Here is a 7,894-nt window from a genome sequence, read left to right on the forward strand (position 1 = left end):
TTTTTTAAAAACTCAAAAGCCGAGATACACTTTGTATTTCGGCTTTTTTTGTAATAGTTTATCTTGTGGTAGCTTTAATAAAATAAGGAGAATCGTTCCATCTTATTTTACGGTAAGCAAAGTTTTGCTGCAAAGATTCCGGTAAGCAATTCCAGATGGCTTCGTTCATTTTTTCAAGCAGCAATTTCTTAGAAAAAGTATCAGAGACCACCAGACTGATTTCACGTACAGGTTTTGGATCTTTAAAATGCTTAAAAAGTCCGGTTTCTACTTCATTAATCATCGAAAGCTGAGGGATTATAGCGAATCCTAATTCGGCCCGTACCAGATTTTTCAGCGTTTCAATCGAGCTGATATCGTAACGGAACTGCTCTTTAATTTTTCCTGTACTTTTGATATCACAAATATCAAGAAGCTGGGCATTGTAACAATATTCGTTTTGAAGCAAAAGCAATTCGGCCAGGTCTGATGGCTGCAATTCATAGTGTGATGCCGTGGCCATTGGGTGCACTGTATTCAAATAAGCCACAAAAGGTTCTTTAAAAACAGGATGTTCAATTAAATGAGGATTTCCGGTAGGAGTTGCCATAATCGCTACATCCAGAGCTCCTGTCATAACATCATTCATCAGTTGCCCTGTGTTGGCTTCTTTTATGATGAATTGCATTTTTGGAGTGGCTTTTTTCATGGCCTGAATAAAAAGAGGGATCAGATAAGGGGATAAAGTCGAAATGATTCCAACTTTAACTTCTCCTTCGAGTTTGTTTTTCTCATTTACCACAAAATCTCTGATTTCATCGGCTTCGCGAAGTATCTTTTTGGCTCGGTTTATAATTTCGGTTCCAAGAACTGTAGGGGTCAAGGGGACTTTGTTTCGATCGAAAATTTTAATTCCAATTTCTTCTTCCAGGTTTTTTAGCTGAATCGTTAGTCCGGGTTGCGATACCAGGCAGACTTCTGCTGCTCTTGCAAAATGACGCTCCTCGTCTAATGCTACAATATATTTTAATTGTTGGATGGTCATCTCGATTGGTATAATTGATTTAAAAGTAACCCGTTGGATGTAATTATTTTTAAACGCATAGAAACATAGATTTAACATTCTCAAAAAAAGGCGTTTCACTTGTTTAAAACACACACACACACACAGACTTCTATGCTTAAGAAACAGGTTTCTTTTTACATTTTTTTACACACATATAAGACTATGTTCCTATGTGTTAAATGATTTTTTATAACAGGTTAAAGGTAGAAAAATATAATGGAGCGCTTAAGTGTTTTTTTAATCCAAGGAGAAAAAAATGTAAAATACAATCTGAGAATATCAAAAATGTTCAGGATATGTAAACTAGCCGACATTATGCAATGGGGAGACTTACTAATTTGGCTTTACTAAACGAAACAATATGAGAACACTACTTTCTTTAATCGCTATTTTAATACTCTTCGGATGTGAATCAGAAGGAGAATTAACCCGTGAAAAAATTGGTTCAATGGTGGTTTCTCCGGAAGCAACTTTGCTTTCTGTGGGAACCTTTGAAGCTGAATCGGGCAATACTGTTACCGGTTCGGCCCGTATTTATAAAGAAGGTGATTTGTATAAAGTATCACTTAAAGATTTTAGCATTTCCAGTGGACCTGATCTTAAGGTTTATCTTTCTAAAACCAATCTACCGGACAGTTTTGTAAATCTGGGTAGCTTAGGAACTGGAAATTCACAAACCTATACGATCCCGGCAGGAGTAAATTTAGCGGCCTATCCTTATGTACTAATTCATTGTCAGCAATTCAATCATCTTTTTGCCACTGCTGCTTTAAAATCTAACTCATTATGAAAATTAAGTTTTTGATAGTTTTAGCTTCGTTGTTTGTATTCAATTATAGTGAAGCGCAAGGCTGTAGTGATGCCGGTATTTGCAGTATTGGAGGAGCGTTTCATGAAAACGACGATAAGAAGAATAACCATATTGAATTTGGAACTATTCTAGGAAAAGGCGATGTGGATGTGAAATATTGGTCGGGTTATATTGGTTACACCAGAAATTTTAATGAAAAGTGGTCGGGAAATGTAAAAGTGACTTCTCAGTATGCCAATGGAAGTTTTGGAGGAAGGGGCTCGGTTGGAGATGCTTTTTTAACGGCAAATTATACTCCGGTTACGACAAAACTGTATCAATGGAGTTTTATTTCGGGGATTAAAGTTCCGTTTAATCAAAGTAATCTTAAGATAAACGATCATGCGCTTCCAATGGATTATCAAAGCAGTCTTGGAACTTTTGATTTTTTGGGAAGTGTGAATCTGAACTATAAAAACTGGGATTTTAATGCTGCGATACAATTGCCGGTCTTTAATATCAATAAGAACTCCTATTTCAGCGAATATTCCGGTACAGCTGATTTCGTGACCACCAATTTATTCGAGAGAAAACCGGACGTTCTTTTGCGCGGAACTTATACCATAAATACAGCCAGTCGTAAATTTTCGTTCAAGCCGAATTTACTTTTTATTTATCATTTAGGAGAAGATACTTACGAAGATATTTACGGGCAAAGACAGACGATTAAAGGTTCTGACGGACTTACCATTAATGGAAACTTAATTGCAGGATATCATTTTTCATCCGGAAGCAGTATTGAAGCCTCAGTGGCGACACCTTTTGTAGTGAGAGAAGTGAGACCGGATGGACTTACACGGGCATGGACGGCAGGAGTGAGCTATAAAGTGCGATTTTAAAGAATAGTTTAAGATTAATTATTAAGGTGAAATCATTATTAACCCACCAGGTGTAAGAAATATGTTTCTTTTCATATTTCTTTTATAACGGGTCATTATTAATATGGGTTAATGCTGTGGCAGTATAACCAAACTGTTTTTTGAAAGCATGGGAAAAATGGGAAAGGTTTTCAAAACCAACTTCGTAACAAACATCGATCGCTTTTTTTTGATGATGCGTTAACTGATAGTGTGCCAGTTCCAGTCGTTTGCGCGTTAGCCATTTTTGCGGACTGGTGTTAAAATATTTTCGGAAGTCTCTGTTGAAAGTAGAAAGACTTCTTCCGGTGAGGTAACCAATTTTATCAAGAGGCATATTAAACATAAAGTTGCGTTCCATAAAACGGACCAAATCAATTTTTCCCGGTTCTTCAAAGTTGGCCAGAACATCATCAACATTTGGGTCAATTGTTCTGAGAATACTAATCGCTTCGGTTATTTTAAGGGAAGCAATGTTTTCAGGCAGTTCTTTCAAGTCAAAATACGGAATTAAGGATGAGAGACAGCTTTTTAATAAGGGATGATTGTTATAACGGTTTATTTTAGGATGTGTTATGGTTTTGGGTTTAATATCAAGTTTTGTATAAAAATCTTTAAGTAGGGATGTAGTTAAGTGCATTACCACAGTTTTATGTGGCTGACCATCTTTGGGATAGTTGATAATAGTAGCCAGTTGGTTTCTTGGAATGAGAAAAATATCTCCTTCCTTAAAAATATGAACACCATCGGCCTGTACAATCTTAGTTTCGCCCGAGATAAACCAGACCAGCATGTGCTGATCGAACATGATATCCGATTTAAAAAAGCGATCGGAATAACAAGATAGTTTAATATCCGGGGTGATGTATTTTGCTTCAAACTCCATGGGTGTTTTTTTTGAGAAGGCATAATTTCAAATGTACTAAAATTATGCGGTTAACCGTTCGTTACTTTCCTAACGTTTGTTTTTATTAAGAAGTTACCGCTAGTAGCTTGCGGTAACTTCTTTTGTTTTTTAGCCGAAGTTTTGTTAGCTGATATTAAAAGAAACCTCAGCCATTTTTTCACTGAGCACCCATAAACGCTTGGCATTTTCTTCCTCTAAGGAATATAATTTCACTCCGGGAGTTACAGTAGAATCATTGGTTACTGAAGCGATTTCTACATCTTCACAGTATATCCCTCCAAGATCGTCAAGCAATGGACTTGTGGCACACCATACAGTTGTGGCTGCGCCTTGTGGAATGGTTTTTAAATTGGCCAATATTTCCGGCAAAATAGTTCCGTCCTGATCACAGAAACCCATTTTTTGAAACAATTCTAAGGGGGCTTCTCTGGCAAGTTCTGTTCCGTTTATAGATCCCGGATGTAATGAATAGGAGCGTACACCAAATTCTTTTCCGCGATTATCCAACTCGAGAGCAAATAAATTACTGGCTGTTTTGGATTGTCCGTAGGCTTGTAAGGTTTCATACTCTCGGTAAAGAAAATTAGGATCATCAAAATGGAATGGAGCAAACTGATGTCCCTGAGAGGATACCTGAATGACTCTTGCTGAACCGGCTTTCTTTAAAGCAGGCCACAGTTGGGCTGTTAGCTGAAAGTGCGATAAGTAATTTGTAGCCAGTTGGGATTCGATACCTCTATGATCCCGACGAAACGGAACCCACATAATCCCTGCGTTGTTAATGAGTAAATCTAATGGTCTGTTTGACAAGACGAACTTTTCGGCAAACAGCCTGATAGAATCCGGATCCATTAAATCCATTAGTTCTAGTTCTATATTAGGTATATCTGCTAAGTTTTTCTTTGCCTTTGCAAGATCTCTGGCAGGCACTATAACGGTTGCTCCCGCAGAGGCAAGCGTTTTAACGGTTTCTAAACCAATTCCGGTATTTCCGCCTGTTACTATGGCAATTTTACCGCTAAGATCAATTCCTTTAATGACATCGTTTGTGGTTGATTTTGCATTGAATCCTGAACCGATTGGTTTTTGCAAAGCCCCCTGATAATTGTTTGGTTTCATTTTAATGATTTTTAGATGAATATTACAAGACAAAGTTATAGGGAAGCCGGAGGAGGGACTTTGTTCAGAATGTCATTTTACTTTGCTTAAAATGTCATTGCGTTTAAAAGGTTGTAAAGACTGGATATGCACGAGAATCACACAGTAGGATTATATTGAATTGCTTTTAAAATAGCATTAAATATCTTGTTAATTTATTAGATATTGAATTAATGACAGTTTCTTTAAGTTTAAATTGCTTATTTTATCAAATTCATAGCAATTGATTAGGTTCTTATTGATAATTTTGCCGCTGTAAATTTTGAATGGGTATGGATTAAGTGACGAAAGGATTTACTTTAGAAATCAGAGTAACGATTTTAATTCATAAAATTTATGTTTTCAAACTGCACTTCCAATAACTTTATAAAACACTTCTTTTTTTTATTCTTTTTATTTTCGATTCATTTAAATGCTCAGGAATTTAGTCCAAGAATCAAAGTTTTACAAGAGAAGCTAAGAAATTATGATAATCGAAATCAATTGGACAGTCTTATTTATTCCATTGATGAACATTTAGCCAGACCTAATTTAAGTGTTTTCGAACTTCAGATGGGATATTTTTTTAAGGCAAATTATTATAAGATAATTGGAAGGCCTTCAGATGCTATTCTTGCTTTAGACAAATCAGTCGCGTTTAAAGGAGAAGGAAAGGAATCTGAGAAAACCTATAACAGAAGTTTATACATATTGGCTGATTTATTTTTTACTCAGAAAGAATATAAAAAAGCGTTTCATTATGCCAGTTTGTGTCAGGATAAAATTTCACCTGCAGATAGTCCGGGCAATTATATCGTGCTTCATTTGATTCTGGGGTATTATCATTACATCAACTATGACAATAAAAAGAGCATGAAAGAATTTTTGCACGCAGAAAGTGTAGCAAAAAAATATCACCCTTGTAAGCTGGCTGAAGTTTATGTTAAAACAGCCCGTGTTTATAGCAGACAAAATAAAATAGAAAAAGCAAAAGAAGCCATTGCTCAAAGTATAAAAATTGCAGATAGCTGTAATGCTACAGAGAATAAAATTAATGCTTTGAGAACCTTACGAGAAATTATGGTAGAGCGGGGAGAGTTTGAGGCCGCCCACAAAACATTTGAAAGGCTCGATCGATTGGTAGGGATAGAAGACATGAAGATTCGAAACAGCAGAATCGACTCGTTTGAAATTGCAAATAAGATCAGGTTAAAAGAACAGCAGAATACTTACCTGAAAAGAATTAACGATAATAAAGAAGAGCGTCTGCAAAAACAGAAAGTGGCTCTTGTTGCTTCGTTGATCGGAATTACTTTATTAATCATATTATTGTATTCGATTGTAGTGCTGACCAAAAAACAACGAATTACTAATGAAACGCTAAAACAGCAAAAAGAGCAAATTGAAGTAAAGAATAATGATCTTAAACGTCTTAATTTATTGCACCAAAAGATTTTTACGGTAATCTCTCATGATTTTAAGGAACCCATTACGACCTTAAAAATTTTATTAGAAAAGGAAGAAATTCTTAAAAATGAAAATGAAATTGTATCAACTTACATGAAAGCAATCGGGCAGCAATTGGAGCAATCGGATGCTATGCTTACCAGTTTACTGGATTGGGCCAAAATGGAATTGATCACCGCACAATCGGGTTATAGCGAGATCATGCTTCACAATCTTATCAATGGGGCCTGTAAAGAATTAGGACATCAGGTAAGAGCCAAGAATATTACAATTGAACTGAAGGTCGCAAAAGGAACAATCGTAGTTTTCAACTCAGCCGTTTTAAGTATAGTCTTGCGAAACGTTATCAACAATGCCATTAAGTTTAGTTACGCAGACAGTACTATTGTTATCGAATATGAAAATCATGAAATCATCGTAACAGATTCGGGTAAAGGAATCGAACAAAAGAAGATTGACAAATTATTCAAACAGAAAATAAATCCGGGACTGGGCACTAATCTGGAATCGGGGTTTGGAATCGGGCTCTATTTGTGTCAGGAATTAATGTTGAAAAATAAAGGTACACTTGCCGTTTTTAACAATGAATCAGCAGGTTGTACGTTCAAAATTATCTTGCCGAAATAGGGAAAACCGCTATTTATTTAACAATTATTTTGTCGCTAATTTGTGCTATGATACATATTGCATTTTTTGAAGACCAACCTATTGTTTGTGGGGGTCTTACTAGTTTTTTTTCAAATCAAAAAGATTTGGAAGTGCTTTTTTACGCGACAAATAAGCAAGATTTATATCTTAAAGTTCAGGAGCATTCAGGATTAGATTTAATTATTGTAGATCTGATTGCAAGTGATGTGCAGGGACTGGAAGTTTATGAATACCTTCACAAAAATCACCCTGATTTACGAGTAATTGCTTTTACCTCTCTTTCGAGTCCCATATTAGTCGAAAACTTATTGGCTATGGGCGTAAAAGGTTACGTGAATAAAAATCAGGACAGCGAAGATCTTTTAGAAGCTATTAGATTAGTATGGGAAGGCGGAGTTTATCTGCCGGACGACTATGCCTTTTTATCCAAACAAAATAGGGTAGGCACAGCAATTACGCTAACGGCAAAAGAGCTTACGATCATGCAATACATTATTAGAGAATTTACTACAGCCGATATTGCCGGCGAACTAAAGCTTTCGGTCAATACGGTCGAAAATCACAGAAAAAACATTTTTAGCAAACTCGACGTGAGTAATGTTGCCGGTATGGTGCGCGAGGCATCAAAACTGGGGCACATCAACTAGAGTATAGTGTGATGATTTAAGTCAGTTTGACTTGAATCTAATCGCTGTAATTTTTGAATATCACGGGATATTCGAAGAGACTTTGTATGGAATTTTAATTATTTATTATATGGTGAACTTTACTTTTTTTAAACCCCGGTTTTTTGTTAGAAGAAGCGCTCTGGAGGAGGGTTTCTTAATCTCTTTTACTTCGCTTGATTTTGATGCTTTTATCCGAAAAAGTAATCGTTTTTCACTCGATACATGTATTAAAATTTTTTTTTACGCTCATGCGTTCGCTATGGCAGCAGGAATTAAAGTGGCATTCAGGTTGTTATCGGGAGATAAATACTATAG

Annotated in this window: 7 protein-coding genes; 4 read left to right on the plus strand and 3 right to left on the minus strand. The window is 36.0% G+C overall.

The window, feature by feature from the left end:
• Positions 1-58: 58 nt before the first annotated feature.
• On the minus strand, positions 59-1,024 hold the full coding sequence (locus ACAM30_RS17565; protein WP_369615872.1) for a LysR substrate-binding domain-containing protein: 966 nt from the start codon (positions 1,022-1,024) through the stop codon (positions 59-61).
• Between the two features lie 382 nt (positions 1,025-1,406).
• Between ACAM30_RS17565 and ACAM30_RS17570 the strand changes: the two genes are divergently transcribed.
• Together ACAM30_RS17570 and ACAM30_RS17575 are read left to right on the plus strand one after the other, a co-directional pair.
• Complete coding sequence (locus tag ACAM30_RS17570; protein ID WP_369615873.1) at positions 1,407-1,835, plus strand: DM13 domain-containing protein; 429 nt, start codon at positions 1,407-1,409, stop codon at positions 1,833-1,835.
• Positions 1,832-2,734, plus strand: coding sequence for a hypothetical protein (locus ACAM30_RS17575; RefSeq protein WP_369615874.1), 903 nt, complete (start codon positions 1,832-1,834; stop codon positions 2,732-2,734). The genes ACAM30_RS17570 and ACAM30_RS17575 overlap by 4 nt, the downstream gene beginning before the upstream one ends.
• Before the next feature lie 82 nt (positions 2,735-2,816).
• Here ACAM30_RS17575 and ACAM30_RS17580 read toward each other — a convergent pair whose 3' ends face one another.
• Both ACAM30_RS17580 and ACAM30_RS17585 read right to left on the minus strand, forming a co-directional pair.
• Entirely contained in the window at positions 2,817-3,638 is an 822-nt protein-coding gene (locus tag ACAM30_RS17580; protein ID WP_369615875.1) for a helix-turn-helix domain-containing protein, read from the minus strand.
• A 144-nt stretch (positions 3,639-3,782) separates the two neighbouring features.
• Complete coding sequence (locus ACAM30_RS17585; RefSeq protein ID WP_369615876.1) at positions 3,783-4,778, minus strand: SDR family NAD(P)-dependent oxidoreductase; 996 nt, start codon at positions 4,776-4,778, stop codon at positions 3,783-3,785.
• Positions 4,779-5,153: 375 nt separating this feature from the next.
• Between ACAM30_RS17585 and ACAM30_RS17590 the strand changes: the two genes are divergently transcribed.
• Positions 5,154-6,890 (plus strand): ATP-binding protein, encoded by a 1,737-nt coding sequence (locus tag ACAM30_RS17590; protein WP_369615877.1) that lies wholly within the window; start codon positions 5,154-5,156, stop codon positions 6,888-6,890.
• A 47-nt stretch (positions 6,891-6,937) separates the two neighbouring features.
• Positions 6,938-7,558, plus strand: a complete 621-nt coding sequence (locus ACAM30_RS17595) for a response regulator transcription factor (RefSeq protein WP_123923512.1) — start codon at positions 6,938-6,940, stop codon at positions 7,556-7,558.
• Positions 7,559-7,894 lie beyond the last annotated feature (336 nt).

The sequence above is a fragment of the Flavobacterium sp. CFS9 genome (assembly GCF_041154745.1).
Lineage (GTDB): Bacteria > Bacteroidota > Bacteroidia > Flavobacteriales > Flavobacteriaceae > Flavobacterium.

Bases quoted from the DNA above. Each gene is read 5' to 3' on its own strand.
- ACAM30_RS17585 (WP_369615876.1), bottom strand. From the start codon at position 4,778: ATGAAACCAAACAATTATCAGGGGGCTTTGCAAAAACCAATCGGTTCA.
- ACAM30_RS17590 (WP_369615877.1), top strand. From the start codon at position 5,154: ATGTTTTCAAACTGCACTTCCAATAACTTTATAAAACACTTCTTTTTT.
- ACAM30_RS17565 (WP_369615872.1), bottom strand. From the start codon at position 1,024: ATGACCATCCAACAATTAAAATATATTGTAGCATTAGACGAGGAGCGT.
- ACAM30_RS17595 (WP_123923512.1), top strand. From the start codon at position 6,938: ATGATACATATTGCATTTTTTGAAGACCAACCTATTGTTTGTGGGGGT.
- ACAM30_RS17570 (WP_369615873.1), top strand. From the start codon at position 1,407: ATGAGAACACTACTTTCTTTAATCGCTATTTTAATACTCTTCGGATGT.
- ACAM30_RS17580 (WP_369615875.1), bottom strand. From the start codon at position 3,638: ATGGAGTTTGAAGCAAAATACATCACCCCGGATATTAAACTATCTTGT.
- ACAM30_RS17575 (WP_369615874.1), top strand. From the start codon at position 1,832: ATGAAAATTAAGTTTTTGATAGTTTTAGCTTCGTTGTTTGTATTCAAT.